This is a genomic window from Burkholderia sp. Bp9031 (assembly GCF_003857965.1).
Lineage (GTDB): Bacteria > Pseudomonadota > Gammaproteobacteria > Burkholderiales > Burkholderiaceae > Burkholderia > Burkholderia ambifaria_A.
The window spans coordinates 1-21,839 of record NZ_QTPW01000055.1; the positions used below are offsets into that span (position 1 = coordinate 1).

Sequence of the window (21,839 nt, forward strand, 5' to 3'; positions counted from 1 at the left end):
GGGGCGGCCGGCGCGGTCTGGCCTGTCGCCGGGTGGGGGGGGGGGGCGGCGCGCCTGGGCTGCCGGCGCGGCGGGGGGGGGGGGGGGGAGGGGGGGGGGGGGGGGGGGGCCGCCCCCCCCCCCCCCCCCCCCCCGCCGATGCCTGCGCCGTGGCTTCTTTTACAAAAACCAGGCGGCGGCGGGAAGCCCGGCCGCGGCGCGCGCTTACTCCCGCGTCCACCCGTTCTGATAAAGCTCCCCGGCCAGCACGCCGAGCCGCGACGCGAGGACGTAGTTCTCGCCGTCCTCGATCAGCGCCGAACGCACGTCGCGGAACAGCTTCTCGATCGGAAACTCGCGCGTGGTGCCGTTGCCGCCGAACAGCTGAAACGCCTCGTGCGTCACCTTCATCGCTTCCTCGGTCACGCTCACCTTCGCCTGCGCGGTCGCATACGGATGGCTCTGCGGCGACATGCGTGAAAACGCGAGGCTGCGCCGCGCGATCGCGCGCGCCATCTCCAGCCGGCGCAGCATCTCGCCGATGCGCAGGTGCGTCATCTGGTGATCCATCAGCAGCGCGCCGCCCTGCTTGCACTCGTGGCAATACGCGAGCGCGAGTTCGAACGCCGCGCGCGCCGCGCCGACGAATACCTGGCACATGTGCGTGCCGGCATACGACCACGTCGACGCGAGATTGCCCAGATAATCGTCCTTCAGCGCGATCGCGAAGCGCTTCGGCACCTTCAACGTTGTCGAAATAGATCTCGCCCTGCGGCAACGAGCGCTGGCCGATCTTGTCGAGCGGCTTGCCGCGCGACACGCCCGGCAGATCGAGCGGCAGGATCATCGCGATGCCGTTGGTGAACATGCTGCGCTCGCCCTCGCCGTAGAATCCGTCGCCGTAGTCGGCCGCCATGTACGCGAGCGCGACCTGCGCAACCGACCCGTTCGAGATCGATCTCGAACATCACGAAGCGACGGTCGAAGTCGACGGCACCCGGCACACGCTCGTGCGGACGCTCACCAAATTCAAGCTGCTCGCGCAGCGCGCGCGCCGTCGCCCGCGATCGTTCGCTGCACGAAGCAGCGCGGCTCGCCGACAATTTCAACGCGCTCGCGAGCGAGCCGCAGCGCGTGACCGAGGAGCAGACGTTCTGGAATGCGGCAGTCGCGCATGCGCATCGCGGCGAAGCCGTCTGCATGCCGGCGCCCGGCGGCGGCACGCGGTTCGACGTGTGCTGGCCCGACGATCTCACGCTGACGCCCGACGAGCGGTGTTTCCCCGCACAGTCAGCCGCAACGTCGAACCCGCTTCCCCGCACGGGCGACTGATCCGGCCTGACGCCCGCACGGCGGGCCATCACACCGAACGGCTGCGCTCGCGCGCAGCCTTCTTCCTTAGGCACCCGTCTCGCGCCCCACGCGTTCGAGCGGCGGCTCGAAACCGAGCAGCGTGTACTCCGCGACCGACACGGTCGATTTCCCCTCCGGCCCCTGCACGACGACGGCCCGCACCGCGCCGGCCCGGTCGAACTTCAGCCGCGTGCCCACGGTCGCCTGACGCAGCGCTTCCAGCTCCTCGACGCGCGCGATCGCCAGCTTGCGCACCGCGCCGGACACGTACACCGGCAGGAACACCAGCGCGATGAAGATCGACACCGTGTCCTTCGACACGCTGTCCAGCATCGGCTGGCCCGCCAGCACGAGCGACAGCGACGTCGCGCTGACGAAGATCGCCAGCACCGTCGCGCCCGCGCCGAGCGACGAGAAGCGCTCGGCCGCCTGCTTGGTGCGCGCCTTCACGAGCGCGCGCGCCGTCGCGGACGGCACGAGCCATTCGCGTTTCGCGCCGTGAAACCCGGCGAACCCGAGCAACAGCGTCATCCCGCCGCTCACGAGCAGCGCGCCGTACAGCGTGCCCAACATCACGCAGACGGATTCGAGCACGAACACGGTAACGAGCGGCACCAGCAGCAGCCGGAACGAATAACCGTCGCGGCCATGCCCCTGGATCCACCATTTCACCGGCGGCAGTTGCCAGAAACGGCTGTCCCGGTGGCGTGAAAGTTGTCGTTCCATGTCCGTCCATTCCCGACTGGGCAATATCGCTTCGTCACTTCATCATCGCAGCGCCACTGCACCGGCGTCGATGCGCGCGCCCATTCCGCATCATGCCGCAACCGCCCATGGAAAACCCGCAGCACGTCCGCCCCGGTGCCCAGGCACGGCGAAACCGAATGCCTCAGGTTATCAATTGATCCAAAAGATTCATTAGACGATGCATCGCCCAGCACGCGATGCTGGCCCGGCCCGTGAACGCGGCGTCATTGCAACGCCGTGCACGACCTTGGAGCGAGACACATGACTACCGATCATCGTCAACGGCGCCATACGCTGTGGCTGCTGTGCGCGCTTTCGTTCATCCTCTACGTCGACCGCGTGAACCTCGCGACCGCGGCCGGTGCGATCAAGTCCGAACTCGGGCTATCGAACACCGAACTCGGCGTCGCCTTCTCCGCCTTCGCGTACTCGTACGCCGTCTGCCAGGTGTTCGGCGGCTGGATCGCCGACCGCTTCGGCGCCCGCATCACGCTGATCGGCTGCGGGCTGATCTGGGTCGCGTCGACGTTCATGACCGGGTTCGTGCACAGCCTCGCGCTGCTGTTCGCCGCCCGCCTGCTGCTCGGCATCGGCGAAGGCGCGACGCTGCCCGCGCAGGCCCGCGCGATCACGCACTGGTTCTCGCGCGAACGACGCGGCGTCGTGCAGGGCTTCACGCATTCGTTCTCTCGGCTCGGCAACGCGGTCACGCCGCCGATCGTCGCCGCGCTGATGACGTGGCTGTCGTGGCGCGCGGCGTTCTTCGTGATCGGCGCGGTCACGCTGGTGTGGCTCGTGTGGTGGATCGTCGGCTTCCGCGAGCATCCGCTCGGCGACGACGACGGCAACGGCTCGACCCGCACCGCTGCCGCCGCCCGGCCGGCTCCGGCGTCCGGCCCGACGCCGTGGGGGCCGCTGTTCCGCAGGATGGCGCCGACGATCTTCGTGTACTTCTGCTACGGCTGGACCGCGTGGCTGTTCTTCACGTGGCTGCCGACGTTCTTCCTGAACGGCAAGGGCCTCGACCTGAAGTCGACCGCGCTGTTCGCGTCCGGCGTGTTCTTCGCGGGCGTCGTCGGCGACACGCTCGGCGGCTGGCTGTGCGACCGCATCTACCGCAAGACCGGCAATCTCGCGCTGTCGCGCCAGAGCGTGATCGTCGCGAGCTTCACCGGCGCACTCGCGTTCATGCTGCCGCTCGCCTTCGTGCACTCGACGGCCAGCATCGCGCTGTGCCTGTCCGGGTCGTTCCTGTGCCTCGAACTGACGATCGGACCGATCTGGGCCGTGCCGAGCGACATCGCGCCGAAGCACGCGGGCATCGCGAGCGGGATGATGAACGCCGGTTCGGCGGTCTCGGGGATCCTGTCGCCGATCCTGTTCGGCTATCTCGTCGATCACACCGGCAGCTGGACGGTGCCGTTCATCGGGTCGGTCGCGATGCTGGTGATCGGCATCGTCGCCGCGCTGCGGATCCGGCCGGATCGCGCGTTGTCGGAATCGACGCCGTCGCTCGCCGAAGCGCCGGCCGCGCCGTCGGCGCGCTGAGGCCGTTCGCTCAGGGTTCGCCGGACTTATCCGTCTCGCCGGCGGCACCATCGCGCTTCATTGCGTTCCGCGATGGTGGTGCATGACCGGCTCGGCTGGCTCGGCCGGCTGGGTTGATTCGGCTGGCTCGGCTGGCTCGGCTGGCTGGGTTGATTCGGCCGGCTCGGCTGATTCGGCCGGCTGGGTTGATTCGGCTGGCTCGGCTGATTCGGTCGGCTCGGCTGATTCGGCCGGCGCGGCTGGTTCGGCCAGCGCGGCCGGCGCGGCTGGCTCGGCCGCCTCGGCTGACAAACCGTGCCGTTACGCGCCGCCGTCATTTCCGGCTCCGTCGCGGTGAAACAGCGCGAGAAACTGCTGCGCGGGAATGCTCAACGGCCGGTCGCGCCGCACGAGGCTCCCGTACGAAGGCAGCTTCTGGTCGAGCTCGTAATCGAGGATCGCGACGAGCCCGTGCTCCGCGTTGCGCTGCGCGACCGTCCGCGGAATCACGCCGAGCATGTGCGAACGGTCGACGAGGTTCATCGTCGTCAGGATCGAGCCCGTTTCGACCAGCCCGCGCGGCATCGGCTGGTGACGCGCGCGGAACTCGCGCTCGACGACCTCGCGCGCCGGGCTGCCGGCCGGCTGCAGGATCCACGTGTAGTCGAGCAGCGCGTCGAATTCGACCGGCCCGGCGCCCGCGAGCGGATGGTCGCGGCCCGCGATGATCGCGAGCGCCTCGTCGTCCACCACGCGGAAGTCGCAATCGGTGCCGACGTTGCGGCCGATCACCACCTCGAGCACGCCTTCGCGCAACTGCGGCATCAGCCGGTCGCTGGTATCGACCGCGATGTCGATCGCGAGCAGCGGATAGCGCGCCTTCAACTGCACCAGCGCCTCGGTGAGCCGCCCCGGCGACGCCGCCATGATGCTGCCGATCGCGAGCCGCCCCGCGCTGCCGAGCTGCAGCTCGCCGAGCTCGCGATTGAGCGCCTCCACGCTGCCGCGGATCCCGCGGAAATAGCCGAGCACGCGCTCGCCGGCCGGGTTCAGCACGAGCCCGCGCCCGACGCGGTCGAACAGCCGCTGGCCGAGCGCGCTTTCCAGTTCGGCCAGCATCTTCGTCGCGGCCGGCTGCGTGAGGCCGAGCTGCCCGGCCGCCGCGCGCAGCGTCGAACATTCATCCACCGCGAGCAACAGCGCGATCTGCCGCATCCGCAGCCGGTTCAGCAATTGGGGAGTCGAGTCTCGTCGATCGATCGAGCCCATTTCGATTACTCCAGGTTATCGATTCATCAAGAGTTTTCAATTTACCGACTCATTCCGTCTACCTAGCATGAACCCCATACACCAACGGCCACGCGCCGCCACCGGAGACACTGCATGAACACGCACCCGACCGCCGTCCGCCACGGAGACGCCGCATGACATCCGCCGCTCCCCTGCCCGTCGTCGCGCTGACGCTCGGCGATCCCGCCGGCATCGGCGCCGAACTGATCGCGAAACTGCTCGCGCGGCCCGACGCGACGTCCCGCGCGAACCTCGTGCTGATCGGCGACCGCTGGCTGTGGGAAGCCGGCCAACGCGTCGCCGGCGTGACGGTCGAGGTCGAGCCCGTCGAATCGCTCGCCGCCGTGCGCGGCCGGCCGTCCACCGCGCGCGCCGCGTTCGTTGCAGTCGACACGATCGATCCCGCGCAGGTCACCGTCGGCCAGGCCGGCGCCGCCGGCGGCCGCTCGACGCTGACCGTGCTCGACCAGTGCCTCGACGCCGCGCTCGCCGGCGACATCGACGCGATCTGCTTCGCGCCGCTGAACAAGTACGCGATGAAGCTCGGCGGGCTGAAGCACGACGACGAGCTGCATCACTTCGCCGCCGCGCTCGGCGTGACCGGCTACTTCTGCGAATTCAACACGCTCGGCGAACTGTGGACCGCGCGGATCTCGTCGCATATCCCGCTGAAGGACGCGGCGGCCCAACTGAGCGTCGAGCGCATCGAACAGGCATCCGAACTGATCTACCGGTCGCTGCTCGCGAACGGCGTCGCCGCGCCGAAGGTCGCCGTCGCCGCGTTCAACCCGCACGGAGGCGACGGCGGCAGTTGCGGCCGCGAGGAAGTCGACACCATCGAGCCCGCCGTGCGCAAGCTGCAGGCGCGCGCGTGGCCGACCGACGCGCCGTTCCACGGCCCGTTCCCCGCCGACACGATCTTCCTGAAGGCGCAGGCCGGCGACTACCAGGCGATCGTCACGATGTACCACGACCAAGGGCAGATCGCGATCAAGCTGCTCGGCTTCTCGCGCGGCGTGACCGTGCAAGGCGGGCTGCCCGTGCCGATCACGACGCCCGCGCACGGCACCGCGTACGACATCGCGGGGCGCGGCAGCGCCGACGTCGGCGCGACCTGGCAGGCGCTGCAGATCGCCTGCCGGATGGGCGTCGCGCGCCGCACCCCCACCGTTTCGGCGTGACGCTCGCACGCCATCCCCACACGACAACATCGATTACAGGAGACACCATCATGAAAATCCGCTCCGTGCGCGCCCGCGTATTCCAGTGGAAAGGCAAGACCGTCCCGCCGCAAGGCAACTTCTGCTCGAACGCGATGGACCTGCTATACGCGCCGCAGGAAACCATGAGCACGTTCCGTTTCCATGCGTGGACGGTCGTCGAGGTCGAGACCGACGACGGCATCGTCGGCCTCGGCAACGTCGCGCTCGCACCGCACGTCGCGAAGGTGATCATCGACCAGTACCTCGCGCCGCTCGTGATCGGCCAGGACCCGTGGGACTACGAATACCTGAACCAGCGGATGTACCGCGCGACCCATGCGTGGGGCCGCAAGGGCATCGGCATGGCGGCGATCTCGGCCGTCGACATCGCGATCTGGGACATCCTCGGCAAGAGCGTCGGCAAGCCCGTGTTCAAGCTGCTCGGCGGCCGCACCAAGGAAAAGATCCCCTGCTACTACTCGAAGCTCTACCGCACCGACCTGAGGGCAATGCAGGAAGAAGCGCAGCAGTATCTGAAGGAAGGCTTCCGCGCGTTCAAGATGCGCTTCGGCTACGGGCCCGCGCACGGCCAGCAGGGCGTGATGGAGAACCTGAAGTCGGTCGCGGCGATCCGCGAGGTGATCGGCTACGACAACGACCTGATGCTCGAGTGCTACATGGGCTGGAACCTCGAGTACGCGAAGCGCATCCTGCCGAAGCTCGAGAAATATCAGCCGCGCTGGCTCGAGGAGCCGGTGATCGCCGACGACATCGACGGCTACGCGGAACTGAACCAGCTCACGAACATCCCGATCTCCGGCGGCGAGCACGAGTTCTCGCTGTACGGCTTCAAGCAGCTGCTGGACCGCAAGGCCGTGTCGGTCGTGCAGTACGACACGAACCGCGTCGGCGGGATCACGATGGCGCACAAGATCAACGCGCTGTGCGAGGCATACAGCGTGCCGGTGATTCCGCATGCGGGCCAGATGCACAACTATCACCTGACGATGAGCACGCTCGCGTCGCCGATGAGCGAGTACTTCCCGATGTTCGACGTGGAAGTCGGCAACGAGCTGTTCTATTACATCTTCGACGGCGAACCGGTGGCCGAGAACGGCTTCCTGCAGCTGCGCGACGACGTGCCGGGCCTCGGTCTCACGCTGAAGACCGAGTTCCTCGACCAGTTCGACATCGTCGAGTGAGGCCCGCCATGAACGCACGCTACCAGGGCGTCTTTCCGGTCGCGCCGACGATCTTCGACGCGCACGGCGCGCTCGACCTCGACGGCCAGCGCCGCTGCCTCGACTTCATGATCGATGCCGGTTCGCAGGGCATCTGCATCCACGCGAACTACTCGGAGCAGTTCGCGCTCGGCGACGACGAACGCGACCTCATCACGCGCACCACCCTCGAGCACGTCGCCGGCCGCGTGCCGGTGATCGTCACGACGTCGCACTTCAGCGCGCGGATCTGCGCGGAGCGCAATCGCCAGGCGCAGGCACTCGGCGCCGCGATGGTGATGGTGATGCCGCCGTACCACGGCGCGACGTTCCGCGTGCCCGAAGCACAGGTGCGCGCATTCTTCCGCGAAGTCGCCGACGGCCTCGACATTCCGCTGATGATCCAGGACGCGCCCGCGAGCGGTGTCGCGCTGCCTGCGTCGCTGCTTGCGACGCTCGCGCGTGAGATCGACGCCGTGTCGTACTTCAAGATCGAGACGCCCGGCGCCGCGTCGAAGCTGCGCGAGCTGATCGCGCTCGGCGGCGACGCGATCGAGGGGCCGTGGGACGGCGAGGAAGGCATCACGCTGCTCGCCGACCTCGATGCCGGCGCGACCGGCGCGATGACGGGCGGCGGCTATCCGGACGGCGTTCGCCGCATCACCGACGCGTATTTCGCCGGACGCCGCGACGAAGCTTGCGAGCAGTACGCGCGCTGGCTGCCGCTGATCAACTACGAGAACCGCCAGTCGGGCTTCCTGACCGCGAAGGCGCTGATGAAGGAAGGCGGCGTGATTGCGTGCGACCGGCCGCGCGCGCCGTGGCCCGAGCTGCATCCGCAGGTACGCGCGGGCCTGCTCGACGCGGCGCGGCGGCTCGATCCGCTCGTACTGCGCTGGGGGCGCTAGCCCGGCACCCGTTTGCCCCTGCAACGCGCGTGCGTTGCGCATCGGCGTGACGGCGGCCCGACAGAAGGCCGCCGCCGCTCATCACATGGATTGGAGACGTCATGAACCTGTTGAACCCGGCCACCCCGGCTTATGAAGCCGGCGAAGCCATTCCGCGCCGCCGCTGGCTGCGCGTGATTCCGCCGCTGCTGCTCGCGTGCATCGTTTCGTACATGGACCGCGTGAACATCGCATTCGCGATGCCGGGCGGGATGAATGCCGATCTCGGCATGGACGCGACGATGGCCGGCCTCGCTGGCGGCATCTTCTTCTTCGGCTACCTGTTCCTGCAGATCCCCGGCGGCCGGCGCGCGGCGCGCGGCAGCGGCAAGACCTTCATCGCCTGGTCGCTCGTGAGCTGGGCCGTGCTGTCGGTGCTGACCGGGCTCGTCACGCATACATGGCAACTGCTGACGCTGCGCTTTTTGCTCGGCGTGGCCGAGGGCGGGATGCTGCCTGTCGTGCTGACGATGGTCAGCCACTGGTTTCCCGACCGCGAACGCGGCCGCGCGAACGCGATGGTCATCATGTTCGTGCCGCTCGCCGGCATGATCACCGCGCCGCTGTCCGGCTTCATCCTCGCCGCGTACGACTGGCGTCACCTGTTCTTCAGCGCCGGCGCGCTGTCGCTGCTGTGCCTGTTCGCGTGGCTGATGTTCGCCGACGACAGCCCGGAAACCGCGCGCTGGGTGTCGCCGCGCGAGAAGGCGTACATCCTCGACGCGCTGCGCGAAGAGCAGGCGCGCAAGCAGGCCGCCGGCACGCCGGCCGCCGCATCGTTCGGCGCGATGCTGCGCAACCCGACGATCTGGCTGCTGATTGCGATCAACTTCTGCTATCAGGTCGGCATCTACGGCTATACGATGTGGTTGCCGACGCTGCTGAAAAACCTCACGCACGGCGGGATGGGCAGGGTCGGCCTGCTCGCGATGCTGCCGTACGTCGCGATGATGATCGGGATGTTCGCCACGTCGTATTTGTCTGACCGGACCGGCAAGCGCCGCCTGTTCGTGCTGCTGCCGCTCGTCGGATTCGCCGCGTGCCTCGCGCTGTCGGTGCTCACGCATGCGTCGATGGCCGTGTCGTTCGCGTTCCTGATCGGCTGCGGCTTCTTCCTGCAGGCGGCCGCCGGTGTGTTCTGGGCGATTCCGCCGAAGCTGTGCAGCGTCGAGACGGCCGGCAGCGCGCGCGGCCTGATCAACGCACTCGGCAACCTCGGCGGCTTCTGCGGCCCTTATGCGGTCGGCGTGCTGACCCAGCACGTGAGCGCGGCGGCCGGCGTGTACAGCCTCGCCGTCACGCTCGCGGTGGCCGGCCTGCTCGCGCTGACGCTGCCCCGGCGCTGCGAGGACTGACGCGCGCCGGCACGCGAACACGCGAACAAAACCACGGAGACACACCATGAACGACATCCTGTTGCTGGTGCAGAAATGCGCCCATACCTTCAGCTTCTACGACCTCGAAACGAAAGCCGCGCTCAAGCACGTCGTGCTGCCGAACTTCCCGCACGAGTTCACCGTCGACGTGAACAACCGCTTCGCTTACGTCGGCATCTTCGGAATCGAGACCGCATGGTCGCGCGGCCATGAAGGCGATCACCGGATCGCCGAGATCGACCTCGTCGAGCGCACGCATACGCGGATGCTCGACCTGTGGCCGTACTACCGGCCGCACGGGATGGCGGCCGATCGCGACGGCCGGCTGTACGCGATGAGCGAGGCGCACGACATGCTGCTCGTGTTCGACGAACCGACCCGCCAGGCCGTGCCGAACATGGCCGTGCCGTCCGGCGGCGTGAAGACCCACCTCGTGACGCTCACGCGCGACGCGAGCCGCGCATACGGCGTGCACCTGCTGTCGAACACGGTCACGCAGTTCCATCCGCGCGATGCGACCGTCGCGCCGCGCGCGGTGATGCCCGGCCCGCGTCCCGAAGGCAACGCGCTGTCGAGCGACGAGCGTACGCTGTTCGTCGCGAATCGCGGCGACGACACGCTCGTCGAGATCGACACCGACACGATGACCTGCGGCCGCCGCGTGAAGACGCGCAGCGATCCGAACCGCATCTACCGCACCAGCGCGCCGGACGGCCGCGACCTGCTGCTGCTGACGAATTCCGGCGAACGGTCGATCTCGGTGTTCGATGCGCGGCAACTGGAAGAGATCGAACGCGTCGCGCTGCCCGCGAATCCGACCGCGCTGTCGTTTCATCCGTCGCGGCGCGTCGCGTACGTGTCGTTCCAGGACGACTACGTGCGCGAGCTCGATCTCGATGCGTGGCGATTCGTCGGCGCGTTGCCGACGCTGCGCGAACCGGATGCGTCGTATGTGCTCGCAGGCACGCGCTGAGCCGCACCGCGACGCACTGCCGCCGGACGCGATGCCGGCCGCGCTCGTCGACGCGCATCATCACCTGTGGCAGCTCGGCACCGGCGCGCACTACCCGTGGCTGCAGGACCGGTACGACCCGGCGCACTTCATGTTCGGCGACTATGCGGTGCTGTGCCGCGATTTCGGCGTGGACGACTACCGGCACGCCGCGCAACGCGCGCCGATCGTCGCGAGCGTGCACGTCGAGGCCGAACGGACGCGCGGCGAAGCGCTCGCGGAAACGCGCTGGCTGCACGAGGTCGCGGCCGCGCACGGGCTGCCGTCGGCGGTCGTCGCGTGGGTCGACCTGCTGGCCGACGATGCGCACGAGCGGCTCGCCGAACAGGCCGCGTGGCCGCGCGTGCGCGGCGTGCGGTTCAAGCCGCGCACCGCCGCGTCGCCGGATGCGGTGGTCGACGGGCCCGGCACGCTGCGCGACCCACGCTGGCCGGCCGCGCTGGAACGCCTGGCCGCGCATGGCCTGAGCTGGGATCTGCGCGTGCCGTTCTGGCATCTCGGCGACGCGGCCGCGCTGCTGGCCGATGCGCCCGGCGTCGACGTGGTGCTCGAACATGCAGGACTGCCGTGGGATCGCTCGGAGGCGGGGCTCGCGCGCTGGCGCAGCGGCATGCAGGCGCTGGCCGCATCGCCGCGCGTGACCGTGAAGATCTCTGAACTCGGCTTGCGCGATGCGGCGTGGAACGAGGCGGACAACGCGCGGATCATCCGCGACACGATCGCGATATTCGGGTGGCGGCGCTGCCTGTTCGCGAGCAACTTTCCGGTGGCGGGGTTGCGCGTGTCGTATCCCGCGCTGCTGCGGACGTTTGCCCGTGCGATGGCGGACCTCGACGACGCGGCGCGTCGGGCGATCTGGCATGACAATGCGATGCGGGTGTACCGGATTTCGAGGCAGGCTTGACCGGGCCCTTGGGGTCGCCTTTATTCATCGGCGATCCTCGATCTATCAACAGTCGGGCCGAATGACGCGATCATCCGGTGCCCGGCGAACCACAGTCCGCCTTCCCGCGTAGCGCCTTACCGTGGCGCGCCCGGCTACGAAGCCGTGACCATGTGCCTGGCGTCGCCCGAAATCCGCGAGCGGGTCGCCCGACGGTCGGCAACGACGTGATTCGCTGCCCGGCCCACGTCTCCGGCACCGCGAGGACGAGTGCGCTCCCGCGTGCATGGGGAAGCGTCTCCAGCAGGAAATCGATCTCGCACAGACGAGTCCTGCCTTCCTCGCATACCGTAACAATCCCAAGCAATTCCGCGCTGACCGGGACATCATCGGCACACGCGACGCAACCGCCTTGACCGGATGGCCAAAATCGCGCGCTGCCGGTCGATCGCGCTTAACATGAAAGGTATCCGAAATAAATCACTTCCTGTATCGTCCACGGCTGTAGACAACATTTCGCATGACCGCACGCAATGAAAACCGTACCGGCCGGGCCGATATCGGCCTCTTCGACGACATGAGCCAGTTTCGCGTCACTTACGACGGCCCCGCTCTCGAATCCTCCGAAATGGACGTGCGCGAACTCGCGCCCGCACTGCTTGCGATCGGGGGCTTGCTCGAAGCGTCGGCCCGCGCACTGTGCGGCGATCAGGTTCGACCGCAGGTGAACGTGCGCGGCAGCTTCAAAGCCGGCAGCTTCGGCATCGACTTCACGCTCGCGACCTCGCTGCTCAGTCGCATGCGCGATATGCTGAGCGGCAGCGAAGGCACGGCGCTGGCCAACGCGGTCACGATCCTGACCGCGCTCGGCATCGCCGCGCCCAAGGCGAGGAAGGGTCTCTTCGCCGTTCTCAAGTGGCTGCGCGGGCGCGAGATCCAGCGGGTGCAGATGCAGGACCACACAGCGTTGCTTCACGTGGACGGCGAGCAACTCGAGATCGACCTTTCCGTCCTCACGCTGCTGCGCGACATCGGCGTCCGACAGGCAACCGAGCAAGTGCTTGCGCCGCTCGCGCGCGAAGGCGTCGTGATGTTCGCCGCAGGCACCGACACCGAGATATTCGAGACGGTCACCCGCAACGAAATCGCATGGTTTCGCGCGCCCGGACAAGCCGATGCGCTCATCCTCGACGAACATCGAAAGATGGCGTTCTCGATCGTGTCGCTCGCTTTCAAGGACGACAACAAGTGGCGGCTGTACGACGGCGCGTCGACGATTCACGCGGCGATCACGGATACCGGCTTCCTGTCGCGCGTGAACAACAGCCAGATCAGTTTCAGCAAGGGTGACGTGCTCGTCTGCAATGTCCGTATGCAGCAGTGGCAAACCTCGGACGGAGCAAAAACCGAATACGAAGTCACGGATGTCCTCGAGCATCGCCCGGCCGGGCGGCAGATTCCGCTGGCCGGCCTTTGACCTGCGTCGCGAATGCTGGAATCATCGGCTGCGAGGCTCGGGCCTCCGAGCACATCCACATCGATCATGAAACCGGCGATCCACCTGCGCCCCGCGTCTCCGTCCGACCTGCCCTTTCTGCTGACGCTCCGTCGGCTCACGATGACCGAGCATCTGCAACGCGTCGGTGCGCCCACCGACGATGAAGCACACCACCTGCGCATCGCGGCGAACTTCGAAGATGCGATGATCGTCTGCGAAGGCACGAACACCGACACCAACGCGATCGGTTTGCTGAAGGTCACGCGCTCCGCCGCTGAATGGCACGTCCACCAGATCCAGATCCACCCTTCACGGCAAGGACACGGCATCGGCGAAGCCGTGCTGCGCGAACTGCTGATCGAAGCGGCACAAGAACACGTGCCCGTGTCGCTCAGCGTGCTGCACGGCAATCCGGCGCGGCGCCTCTACGAACGCCTCGGCTTCCGCGTTGCGTCGGAAACGGAAACCAGTGCGAATCTGATTTGGCGCGCATGAAGCGGCGCGGCGTTCCGACGCCGCGTCATCGCGTGCGCCGCGCAGCCACCGTCAAGGCGTCCACCGATAAACGGTGATGCTGTTCCCCTTCACGTTGTTCTTCGTCACCACGTATTCACCGTTCGAACGGCGGTACGCGCGCACGCTGTACATCGCATCGATCGCGCTGCTGGTATCGACGGTCGCGGGGCTCGCGTTGACGAGCGTCGTGTCGAGATTGCCGGTGTCGAGGTTGAACGCGTCGATGTTCGGCCACAGCGGCCCGCTGCTGCTGAACCAGTAGCCGACAAACAGATGGTTGCCGGCCGCGTCGATCGACTTCGCGCCGCTGTGCGGCAGCGTGATCACCGGATTCGGCTTCGTCGTGTTGCCCGCGCTCCAGCCGTGATACACCTCGATGCGCGTGCCGATCGACGTCCAGTCCGTGCTCCCGACCACGCCCTGCGCGAGCACCATCGTGTCGCTGTCGGCGAGATAGACGACGCGCGTCAGCGGCTGGATGCTGGCCGGCACCGGCGTCGGCACGCCCGGCCCCCACGCAGGCTTGCCGCTCGCATCGAAGCCGGTCAGCGGATAGTGATAAATGGCGCCCGTCTTGTCGAGGCCGGCCCATACGCCGCCCTTGCTGTCGAGGCTGAAGCCGGCCGACACGCGCCGGGTCGTATTGAACGCGGGCCCCGGAATCGAGCCGTCGGGAATCGCGACGTAACCGTTGGCCGCGTTGAAGTGGAAGAAGTAGTAAACCGGCGGATTCTGTCCCGCTGCAACGAGGATCCGGTTCGCACCGACCGACGTCAGCAGCCCGAAGTGCTCGTCGCGCTGCGTGTCGCTCATATTGATGCGCGGATCCGACGGATACGTGAACGGATCGACGGTGTTCGCGACGAAGGTGCCGCCCGCGGTGCCGCTGTACACGTGCGTACCGCTGTAGAACAGCGCGCCGTCCGTGACCGGATCCGGTGCGGCGATACCTTCGAAGTTGAGCGACTGCAGCGTCCACCGCAGGCTGCCGGCGCTGCTGTACGCGTGAATGTCGGTCGCACCATTGCGGCCGAGATCCCAGCTGCCGCCCCACGGGTTGTTGAGCACGTACAGGTTGCCGGCCGTGTCCTTGCCGATCCCGGCGATGCGGGTAAAGCGCTTCGCGCCGACCTGCCCCTTGATGCCCGTCGTCGTGTCCAGATAGCCGCCGCGCACGCCGAACGTGCCGGCCAGCGCAGGCCTGCCCGACACGCCATAGCGCTTGATGTTCATGTCGGGACCTTCGTCGCCGACCATCAGCTGTGCCGCCGCCGCATCGAAATAGAGCGCCGACGGCTGCGACCCGGCGGCCAGCCGGATCGTGTTCAGCAGCGCACCGGTCGGGCTGAACTCGACGACCGAGCCCGCGCTTTTCTGCGCGACCCATACGTTCCCCGCCCCGTCGATCGCGAGCGCGCTCGGCGCGGACACGTTGATGTCCCGCTGCCAGACGCCGTCGGTCGTGAACACCCGCACGCGATTGCCATAGAAATCGCTCGCATAGAGCAGCGAGCCGGCCGTGGCGAGCCCGGTGACGACGTCGATGCGCGGCTGGTTCGTCGCGGCGGTGACCTGAATGAGCTTGTCGCGAAAACGCGTCGCGCGGTTGTAGCGCCCGATCGCGCCGCTGCCGTACCCGCTGCCGGGCTGCAGCGCGACGAACAGCGAGGTCGCGTTGCCCGTGATCGCGCTGCCCTGGAATTCCGAATGCGTGCCGATCGAGCCGATGCTCTTGCCGTTCTGATAGATCGCGACACCGCCTTCATACTCGTCCCACATCGATGCCGTATAGATCACGCCTTCGGGCGCAACCCACATCGAACGCGCGACGTTGCCAACGTGCGCCGCGAGCGTGCCATAGGTGTTCGCCAGCCAGTCGGTGGTATTGCCTGCATGTCCCGCCGGCGCAATCGCGGCGATCGCGACGGCGAGCAGCACGGCCTGAATCGGTTTTCTGGCGACCATGGCTAATGCTCTCCTGAATGGCTTTTTCATCAGAATTTGCTCCGAGAGACCCCGCTATTTCCCCCAAGGGGACTTCCTTCGGGGCGGATGGCGGGAAGGAAAGGAGTGCTGTTGACAGACAGCTTCTTCCACGGGTTAGGATCAACGGCATGATCCTTGTCTACCGCTACCGCGTGAAGTCGCTCAACGGACTGCTCAACAAGCAGAGCCGTGCGGTGAACTACGTCTGGAACTTTCGCAACGATACGCAGAAGCACGCGCTCAAGTGGAGCAAGAAGTGGCCGACGGGATTCGATCTGAACGTGCTGACGACCGGGAGCAGCAAGGCGCTCGGCATCCACTCCGGCACGATCAACGCGACGTGCGAGCAATACGCGAAGTCGCGCAGTCAGCATCGTCGGCCTTACCTGCGCTATCGCGGCAGGAAATCGCTGGGCTGGGTGCCGCTGAAGGGCCGCGACCTGAAGCGCGAGGGCGACGCGTTTCGCTTTGCCGGCAACACCTTCCGCGTGTTCAATAGCCGCCCACTTCCCGACGGCAAGATCAAGGACGGGACCAACTTTGCGCAGGATGCGCGCGGCCATTGGTTCTTGAACATCGTGATCGAGATACCCGATATTCAGGCCCGACCGATCCGTTCCGGTGTCGGCATCGATCTCGGTCTGAAAGACTTCGTCACACTTTCGACCGGCGAGAGGCTGCCTAATGATCGGTTCGGCCGGCAAGCGGCGGAAAAGCTCGCGAAAGCCCAGCGAGCACGCAAGCACAAGCGGCATATCGCGAAGCTGCACGCCAAGGTCGCGAATGCCCGTGCCGATTTCCAACACAAGCTCGCGCTCGATCTGGTGCGGCGCTTCGATTACATCGCGGTCGGCAACGTGTCGGCCGCGAAGCTCGCCAGAACCAGGATGGCGAAGAGCGTCTACGACGCATCCTGGTCGTCCTTCCGAAACAAGCTCCGTTACAAAGCGATCGCGCACGGGGCCACGTTCGAAGAAGTCGACGAAAGCGGTTCCACCCAGTCCTGTTCGGCGTGCGGGTCGAAAGACAGCACGACGCGGCCGAAAGCTATCGCGGGACTGCGAATAAGAGAGTGGGCCTGCCGTGACTGTGGTGTCGAGCATGATCGAGATACCAACGCTGCCGTGAACATTCTCCGATGCGGACGTGCATCGCCAGGTGTGGGAATCCTCCGCCTTTAGACACGGAGGATGACGTCAAATAAATCGAAAAAAATTGCGGACCGCCCGCGCATGCGAGAGATGCGCTGCAGACGACTGCGCGAGAGTGAATGACCACTTACGCGTCCGGCACGACTATCGGGGAAAACGGGTGTTCGCCTGCGGGCATGTCACCGCTGGCTGGAATGCGGCGTATTGAAGAACTGGCGGAGGGCTTGTTCGGCGAATCGGGAAGGTCGCCGGCGGGTCTCGCGCCGGCCTGAATCCCTGTCGAATCCAGGCCGGAAAACATCATTGACTACCGGAACATCACGCGGACGTCGCCGTCTCCCGCACCTCCACCTGCTTGATCTCGCCGCCGCCGCCCGAATCCACGTCGTCGCGCGGATCGCCGAGCTGGCCCTCCCACTTCGCGACCACGGCCGCCGCGATCGAGTTGCCGACCGCGTTGGTGGCCGAGCGCCCCATGTCGAGGAACATGTCGACGCCCATGATCAGCAGCAGGCCGGCTTCCGGCAGATGGAACTGGCTGAGCGTCGCCGCGATCACGACGAGCGATGCGCGCGGCACGCCCGCCATCCCCTTCGACGTCACCATCAGCATCAGGAGCATCGTGATCTGCGTGCCGAGCGGCAGGTCGATCCCGTACACCTGCGAGATGAACAGCACCGCGAACGTGCAGTACATCATCGAGCCGTCGAGGTTGAACGAGTACCCGATCGGCAGCACGAAGCTCGAGATCCTGCGATTCACGCCGAACCGGTCGAGCGCGTCGAGCAGCTTCGGATACGCGGCTTCGGAGCTCGCCGTCGCGAACGACAGCAGGAACGGCTCGCGAATCAGGCGGATCAGCGTGAACGCGCGCTTGCCGAGGAATGCGACGCCGGCGAGCGTCAGCACGCCCCACAGCAGCGCCAGCGCCAGATAGAAGCTCGCCATGAACTTCGCGAACGTGAGCAGGATGCCGAGCCCTTCCGTCGTGATCGTCGACGCCAGCGCGGCAAACACCGCGACCGGCGCGAACCACATCACCGCGCCCGTCACCTTCAGCATGACCTGCGCGAGATCGTCGATCACGCCGGTCAGGCGCTTGCCGGCGTCGCCGAGCGCGGACAGCGCGGTGCCGAAGAAGATCGAGAACACGACGATCTGCAGGATCTCGTTGTTCGCCATCGCCTCGGCGATCGACTTCGGCACCAGGTGGACGACGAAGTCCTTCAGCGTGAATGCGCCCGTCTTCAGGTTGAGCGCCACATCGGCGGCCGGCAGCGGCAGGCTCAGATGGCTGCCCGGTTTCAGGATCGTCGCGGTCACGAGACCGAGTACCAGCGACGTGAACGACGCGATGAAGAACCAGCCGAACGCCTTCACGCCCACGCGGCCAACCGACCCGCTGTCACCCATCTGCGCGATGCCGACCGTCAGCGTCGCGAACACCAGCGGCGCGATGATCATCTTGATCAGGCGCAGGAACACGTCGGACAGCAGCGACACGTAGCCGGCGACTTCCTTGGCCATTTTCGGGTCGGGAAACGCGCTATGACAGGCGTAGCCCACGGCGATGCCCAGCGCCATCGCGATGACGATGTACCGGGTGATGTTGTGCTTCTTCATTAGCAATCCAAATTACAGTACGTGTGTTTCCAATGACAGGCAGATCGCCGGCATCGAAATGGAGACGGAATTCCGCCAGTGCGGCGAGCGCCGTTTCGCGTGCCGGAGTCCGTCCGTGGGCATGGCCACGGCGAACAGGGGAGGCATTCTATCGCAAACGCCGGACAATCTTTCAAATCTGAAAGCAAAGGCGGGGGGGCGACGCGGAAAGGCGCGTGTGGCGGGCTTTCGCCGATCGGCGGCCGGCGGACCGCGACGCCGGTTCGCAACCCGCGCCTGTCGCGCCTGTCGCGCCTGTCGCGCCTGTCGCGCCTGTCGCGCCCTGTCGCGCCCTGTCGTGCCCTGTCGTGCCCTGTCGTGCCCTGTCGTGCCCTGTCGTGCCCTGTCGTGCCCTGTCGTGCCCTGTCGTGCCCTGTCGTGCCCTGTCGTGCCCTGTCGTGCCCTGTCGTGCCCGGGCGTCACACCGGCCGAACGCGGAACGCCGGCAGAAACGACAGAAACGACAGAAACGGCAGGCGAAGCCTCACGCCGTTGGTGTGCCCGGTCGCGGCATGAAGCGGCACAGGCACAGCGGCACCACGACCAGCGCAGCGCCGGCAAGAAACGTGGTCGACGCGCCGAAGCGCGTCCACAGCGCGCCGGCGACGCTGCTCGCGAGCAGCATGCAGATGCCGCTCACCAGGTTGAATACGCCGAACGCGGTTCCGCGCAGCGCGGCCGGCGACGTTTCCGACACCATCGCGGCGAGGATGCCCTGCGTAAAGCCCATGTGCAGCCCCCACACGGCCACGCCAGCGAACATCGAGATCGTCGACGTGCCGATACCGAGCAGCAGGTCGGCCGCGATCAGCAGCACCATGCCGGCTGCGAGCAGCACGCGGCGATCGAGCCGGTCCGACAAGGCACCGATCGGCCACGCGGACAGCGAATAAGCGATGCTCATCGCGACCATCACCACCGGGATCCATGCGGCGTCGAGCCCGGTCTGCTGCGCACGCAGAACCAGGAACGCTTCGCTGAAGCGCGCGAGCGTAAACGTCGCGCCGGCCGCGACAACAAACCAGTAGGTGCGGGGAAACTCGCGCAGCGCGCGCCAGCGCAGCGGCGAGTGAAAGCGCCGGTGCGCTTTCGCCTGATCGGGTTCCCGCACGCCGAAGACGATCAGCGCGATCGCGACGAAGGCCGGCACCACGGCGAACCACAGCACGGTCCGGATGTGGTCGCCGAACCAGAGCATCAGCACGATTGCGAGCATCGGGCCGAGAAACGCGCCCACGGTATCCATCGACTGACGCAGGCCGAAGCACGCGCCGCGGATTTCGGGGGGTGCGAGGTCGGCCACCAACGCGTCGCGCGGCGCGCCGCGAATGCCCTTGCCGACGCGGTCGAGCAGACGGGCCGCCACGACCACGGCCGGCGTGGACGCCAGCGGAAACAACGGCTTGGTCAATGCCGCGAGGCCGTAACCGACGAGCAGCAGCCCCTTGCGGCGCCCGAGCCAGTCGCTGATCGCGCCGGAGAACACCTTGACGATCATCGCGGTCGCTTCGGCCGCCCCTTCGAGGATGCCGAGCGCCGCGACGCTCATCCCCATCGTCGATACCAGGTAGATCGGCAGCAGTGCATGGATCAGCTCGGACGACAGATCCATGAACAGGCTCACGAGGCCCAACGCCCACACGGTCCGCGGAATCGAAGGCTTGCCGGCAATCGGCGATGGAGCGTTCATGATGTGATCAGTCGGTGGTATCCCGTGTCAGCTTCGCGTGCCGCCGCGCGCGGTCGTTCACGATCTGATGACGCCTGTGATCCGTCATCTTCTTCCAGCCGCGCGCCTCTTCGCGCGTTCGCAGGCACGCCACGCAATAACCGGTCCTGCCGTCGAACGAACAGACGTCGACGCAAGGGGACTTGACCGCCATCCTTATTGCCCTCGCTTATTGCCCGCGCGCCGCAGGCACGACTTCGACGGTGACGTGCGACAGGTTCCTGAACCGCTGGAGCACGCCGTGATAAAAGCGCGCATCCCGCTTCGGGTCGTCCGTCGCCACCGACACGACCGCGCTCATGTGCCCGGGCCCGAGCCGCCAGACATGCAGGTCGCCGACGCGATCGCCCATGCCCTCGATGGCACCGCGCACGTTGTCCGTCAGACGACGGTCCGAATTCATGTCGAGCAGGATACCGCCGGTGTCGCGCATCAGCCCGTATGACCAGTTCGCGATCACCAGCGCGCCGATGATGCCGACGAGCGGATCCATCCAGACCCAGCCGAAAGCGCGCGCGAGCAGCAGCCCGACGATCGTCAGCACCGAGACGGCCGCATCGGCGATCACGTGGATGTATGCGGAGCGGATGTTGTGATCGCGCGCGGCGACCGTGGACGCGCCATGGTCGTGCTCCTCGAACGCCAGTTCGTGCTCGCGGCCGTTCAAGCGGACGATCGCCTTGAATTCATGCGGTTCGGGGATGGCATCGGCCGACTCCAGGTAACCGCCGCGGCTGTCCATCGCGAACACCTGCCGGGTACCGTCCGGACGGATCGTCGTCACCGACACGGCGCTCGCGTCGACGTGCTTCGTATCGTTCGTCGCAGGGGTCACGCGGAAAACGGGCGGGACGCCATCCTCGAATACCGACACGAGAAATACGCCCTGCCGATCGAGGATCCGGTGCGCTTCCTCTTCGTGTTCGTGTTCGTCGTGAGCATGCCCGTGATGATGGTGATGACCATGACCGTGGCTATGGCCATGATGATCGCCGCTCAGCAGCCAGACGCTCGCGATGTTGACGAGCAAGCCGGCAACCGCGATCGGAATCGCCTCGCCGAAATGGATCGGCACCGGGGCGAGCAGGCGCGCGACCGCCTCGTAGCCGATGAGCAGTGCGATCATCGCGAGCACGATCGCGCTCGTGAAGCCGGCCAGATCGCCGAGCTTGCCCGTGCCGAACACGAAGCGCGGATCGCTCGCATGCTTGCGCGCATAGGTATAGGCGAACGCGGCGATCAGCATCGCGCCCGCGTGCGTCGACATGTGCAAGCCGTCCGCGATCAGCGCCAGCGAACCGAAGATCGACCCGCCGACGATCTCGGCCACCATCATCGCCGCGCACAGCCCGATGACCATCCAGGTCCTGCGTTCGTTCTGCTCGTGCGCGGCGCCGAGAAAGATGTGGTCATGTCCTGCGCCGAAGGCGTCGTCACTGAAATGGCTCATTCCGCCCTCGATTACTTGAAGTAGCTGTGCACGACTTCGATCAGCTGTTCGGTCGCACTGCCTTCGTCGGCGTGCTCTTCAGCGTCGACCAGATGGCTGCGGATGTGATCCTCGAGCACGACCGCGAGCAGGCCGTTCATCGCGCCGCGGCCGCTCGTGATGAGCCGGAGGATCTCGTTGCAACCGCGCTCATCCTCCAGCGCGCGTTCGATCGCTTCGACCTGTCCCTTGATTCGACGGACGCGGTTCAGCAGCTTCTGCTTTTCCTTGATGGTGTGGCTCATGGCAGTCCCTTCATATACCGGGGGGGA

The 21,839-nt window shown here is 66.8% G+C and carries 18 protein-coding genes and 3 pseudogenes; 12 read left to right on the forward strand and 9 right to left on the reverse strand.

Translation table 11 applies throughout. From position 1 onward, the window contains the following. Positions 1-204: 204 nt before the first annotated feature. Positions 205-934: pseudogene (locus DIE15_RS35305) on the reverse strand (acyl-CoA dehydrogenase family protein); the annotation flags it as partial. A 92-nt stretch (positions 935-1,026) separates the two neighbouring features. Between DIE15_RS35305 and DIE15_RS37290 the strand changes: the two are divergent. Beyond that, positions 1,027-1,165: pseudogene (locus tag DIE15_RS37290) on the forward strand (two-component sensor histidine kinase); the annotation flags it as partial. Between the two features lie 212 nt (positions 1,166-1,377). On the opposite strand, the gene DIE15_RS35320 reads toward DIE15_RS37290, so the two are convergent. After that, complete coding sequence (locus DIE15_RS35320; RefSeq protein WP_057926246.1) at positions 1,378-2,058, reverse strand: hypothetical protein; 681 nt, start codon at positions 2,056-2,058, stop codon at positions 1,378-1,380. A 282-nt stretch (positions 2,059-2,340) separates the two neighbouring features. Between DIE15_RS35320 and DIE15_RS35325 the strand changes: the two genes are divergently transcribed. After that, positions 2,341-3,627 carry an MFS transporter gene (locus DIE15_RS35325; RefSeq protein WP_124835746.1) on the forward strand — a complete coding sequence of 429 codons (1,287 nt, stop codon included), beginning with the start codon at positions 2,341-2,343 and terminating at the stop codon, positions 3,625-3,627. A gap of 300 nt (positions 3,628-3,927) precedes the next feature. On the opposite strand, the gene DIE15_RS35335 is transcribed toward DIE15_RS35325, so the two are convergent. After that, the gene (locus DIE15_RS35335; RefSeq protein ID WP_057926244.1) at positions 3,928-4,875 is read right to left on the reverse strand and encodes a LysR family transcriptional regulator; all 948 of its coding nucleotides are present in this window, start codon (positions 4,873-4,875) and stop codon (positions 3,928-3,930) included. Between the two features lie 155 nt (positions 4,876-5,030). On the opposite strand from DIE15_RS35335, the gene DIE15_RS35340 reads away from it, so the two are divergent. The 9 genes and pseudogenes from DIE15_RS35340 (at position 5,031) to DIE15_RS35380 (ending at position 13,529) form a co-directional block, all read left to right on the forward strand. Next, positions 5,031-6,077, forward strand: a complete 1,047-nt coding sequence (locus DIE15_RS35340) for a 4-hydroxythreonine-4-phosphate dehydrogenase PdxA (RefSeq protein WP_124835748.1) — start codon at positions 5,031-5,033, stop codon at positions 6,075-6,077. Between the two features lie 50 nt (positions 6,078-6,127). Next, complete coding sequence (locus DIE15_RS35345; RefSeq protein WP_057926242.1) at positions 6,128-7,300, forward strand: L-rhamnonate dehydratase; 1,173 nt, start codon at positions 6,128-6,130, stop codon at positions 7,298-7,300. 8 nt (positions 7,301-7,308) lie between these two features. Continuing rightward, positions 7,309-8,226: a dihydrodipicolinate synthase family protein gene (locus tag DIE15_RS35350; RefSeq protein ID WP_057926241.1), complete on the forward strand. Its 918-nt coding sequence runs from the start codon at positions 7,309-7,311 to the stop codon at positions 8,224-8,226. 101 nt (positions 8,227-8,327) lie between these two features. Next, entirely contained in the window at positions 8,328-9,620 is a 1,293-nt protein-coding gene (locus DIE15_RS35355; RefSeq protein ID WP_124835749.1) for an MFS transporter, read from the forward strand. 46 nt (positions 9,621-9,666) lie between these two features. Continuing rightward, positions 9,667-10,614: a YncE family protein gene (locus DIE15_RS35360; RefSeq protein ID WP_124835750.1), complete on the forward strand. Its 948-nt coding sequence runs from the start codon at positions 9,667-9,669 to the stop codon at positions 10,612-10,614. Further along, the gene (locus tag DIE15_RS35365; RefSeq protein WP_124835751.1) at positions 10,592-11,557 is read left to right on the forward strand and encodes an amidohydrolase; all 966 of its coding nucleotides are present in this window, start codon (positions 10,592-10,594) and stop codon (positions 11,555-11,557) included. Before DIE15_RS35360 ends, DIE15_RS35365 begins: the two co-directional genes overlap by 23 nt. A 24-nt stretch (positions 11,558-11,581) precedes the next feature. Next, a pseudogene (locus tag DIE15_RS37940) lies at positions 11,582-11,767 on the forward strand (MerR family transcriptional regulator); the annotation flags it as partial. A gap of 289 nt (positions 11,768-12,056) precedes the next feature. Next, positions 12,057-13,013, forward strand: a complete 957-nt coding sequence (locus DIE15_RS35375) for a hypothetical protein (protein WP_124835752.1) — start codon at positions 12,057-12,059, stop codon at positions 13,011-13,013. Positions 13,014-13,079: 66 nt separating this feature from the next. Beyond that, positions 13,080-13,529: an N-acetyltransferase gene (locus tag DIE15_RS35380; RefSeq protein WP_057926238.1), complete on the forward strand. Its 450-nt coding sequence runs from the start codon at positions 13,080-13,082 to the stop codon at positions 13,527-13,529. A gap of 51 nt (positions 13,530-13,580) precedes the next feature. On the opposite strand, the gene DIE15_RS35385 is transcribed toward DIE15_RS35380, so the two are convergent. After that, positions 13,581-15,515, reverse strand: a complete 1,935-nt coding sequence (locus DIE15_RS35385; protein WP_124835753.1) for an SMP-30/gluconolactonase/LRE family protein — start codon at positions 15,513-15,515, stop codon at positions 13,581-13,583. Positions 15,516-15,664: 149 nt separating this feature from the next. Here DIE15_RS35385 and DIE15_RS35390 point away from each other — a divergent pair, with 149 nt between their 5' ends. Beyond that, entirely contained in the window at positions 15,665-16,717 is a 1,053-nt protein-coding gene (locus DIE15_RS35390) for an RNA-guided endonuclease TnpB family protein (protein WP_124835754.1), read from the forward strand. A gap of 288 nt (positions 16,718-17,005) precedes the next feature. On the opposite strand, the gene DIE15_RS35395 is transcribed toward DIE15_RS35390, so the two are convergent. From DIE15_RS35395 to DIE15_RS35415, 5 genes are all read right to left on the reverse strand, one after another. Next, positions 17,006-18,310, reverse strand: a complete 1,305-nt coding sequence (locus tag DIE15_RS35395; RefSeq protein ID WP_057926235.1) for a dicarboxylate/amino acid:cation symporter — start codon at positions 18,308-18,310, stop codon at positions 17,006-17,008. Between the two features lie 523 nt (positions 18,311-18,833). After that, the gene (locus DIE15_RS35400) at positions 18,834-20,039 is read right to left on the reverse strand and encodes an MFS transporter (protein ID WP_124835755.1); all 1,206 of its coding nucleotides are present in this window, start codon (positions 20,037-20,039) and stop codon (positions 18,834-18,836) included. 7 nt (positions 20,040-20,046) lie between these two features. Continuing rightward, positions 20,047-20,232, reverse strand: a complete 186-nt coding sequence (locus DIE15_RS35405) for a DUF1289 domain-containing protein (protein ID WP_057926233.1) — start codon at positions 20,230-20,232, stop codon at positions 20,047-20,049. 15 nt (positions 20,233-20,247) lie between these two features. Continuing rightward, a complete protein-coding gene (gene dmeF, locus DIE15_RS35410) occupies positions 20,248-21,528 on the reverse strand; it encodes a CDF family Co(II)/Ni(II) efflux transporter DmeF (protein WP_124835756.1) in 1,281 nt (426 codons plus the stop codon). An 11-nt stretch (positions 21,529-21,539) separates the two neighbouring features. After that, positions 21,540-21,812: a metal/formaldehyde-sensitive transcriptional repressor gene (locus tag DIE15_RS35415; protein ID WP_057926231.1), complete on the reverse strand. Its 273-nt coding sequence runs from the start codon at positions 21,810-21,812 to the stop codon at positions 21,540-21,542. Positions 21,813-21,839: the final 27 nt, after the last annotated feature.